Below are 1369 nucleotides of genomic sequence, written 5' to 3' on the forward strand. Positions count from 1 at the left end.
TGGTTTGGCAACACTTTTTTAGACAAATTTTATAAGGTGTTCTTTTCATTATCTATCCGAAGCCTCCGATTGCCCTTGACAACGAGCCTCCATGCGTATGAGTTCAGACGAAGTCGGCAAATACAAATGATTATGCCGTCTGCCTTTGGCTATCACACCCATGCTCATTATCAAGGGTTCGCTTCGCCAATCTCTGTTGCCGATAGGCAATCGGTGTTTGATTGTCCAATGAACCATGGATTCGCAGATAGTTCCACCAATGAATGTAGTCAGAAAGCTGAATACGTAGTTCGTCTAACGTTTCAAAAGTGTGTTGACGGATGAATTCAATTTTCATTGACTTATAGGTAGATTCCGCTACTGCATTGTCATAAGGATTGCCCTTACGACTCAAAGAACGTTCAATCTCAAAAGACTCTAGGAGTTGGTCAATCAACTGGTTATCGAATTCTTTGCCTCGATCAGTGTGGAAAATCGCCACGTCATTCAATGGATAATTAATCGTTTGAAAGGCTTTTTTGACCAATTGTGCATCTTTTCTAGGTCCGCAAGAATACCCGATAATTTCTCGATTAAATAAGTCTAAAATGGCACAAATATAATGCCAAGCCTTTCCTACTCGAACATAAGTTAGATCAGTGACAATCGCTTCTAATGGTTCGCGATCAGAAAATTCCCGATTCAATAAATTAGGAGTGGGAGCTTCGTTTACAGACGATTTTGGTGCTTTAAATTGAGCAACGGTATAGGCAGATTGTAAATTTCGTCTTTTCATAATACTTCCGATTTTTCGACGACTGATGGTGATGGCGCGTTTTTCAAGCTGATTTTTCAACTTTCTTGTCCCATAAATTTTTCGGTTTTCCATAAATAACTCTTCGACTTGTTCTTCTAACTCAGCCTCTGAATGTTTTTCTTTTGGTTGGTAGTAATACGTTTGTCGAGAGATGCCAAGTACTTTGCACATCGCTGATATCGAGTAACGATCTTTATTTTGATCAATTACTTGTCTCTTCGTCCGAATATCAGCGCCGCTTGCTTTAAAATATCATTTTCCATTTCAAGCTGTTTATTTCGTTTACGTAATTCAATTAATTCTTTTTGATCCATTGTTAAATTATCTTTCGTCTCAAAACTACCGGTCTGTTTGGATTGTCGAATCCAACGGTCAAACGCAGAAGGCGTTAAATCATATTCTTTGATAATCTGTGCTCTGGGTTTTCCAGCTTGATAAAGATCAACCATTTGTTGTTTAAATTCAGGGGTATAAATTTGACGTACACGTCTAGTCATGTGATATTTCCTCCAGTGTGTTTTCTTATATTTTACACACCTTATCTTTTCTGTCTAGTTAAGTGTAGCCTATTCA

At 38.1% G+C, this 1369-nt stretch carries 1 protein-coding gene; it reads right to left on the reverse strand.

The window, feature by feature from the left end; translation table 11 throughout:
* Positions 1 to 130: 130 nt before the first annotated feature.
* Positions 131 to 1293, reverse strand: a protein-coding gene (locus ACI3E5_RS17545; protein WP_104833013.1) for an IS3-like element ISSag12 family transposase whose coding sequence is annotated in 2 segments (ribosomal slippage) — positions 131 to 1044 and positions 1044 to 1293 — 1164 coding nt in all. Because the reading frame shifts where the segments join, the coding sequence is not laid out codon by codon here.
* Positions 1294 to 1369 lie beyond the last annotated feature (76 nt).

Origin of the sequence: Candidatus Enterococcus avicola, assembly GCF_047470845.1 — a bacterium.
GTDB classification, from domain to species: Bacteria; Bacillota; Bacilli; order Lactobacillales; family Enterococcaceae; genus Enterococcus_D; species Enterococcus_D casseliflavus.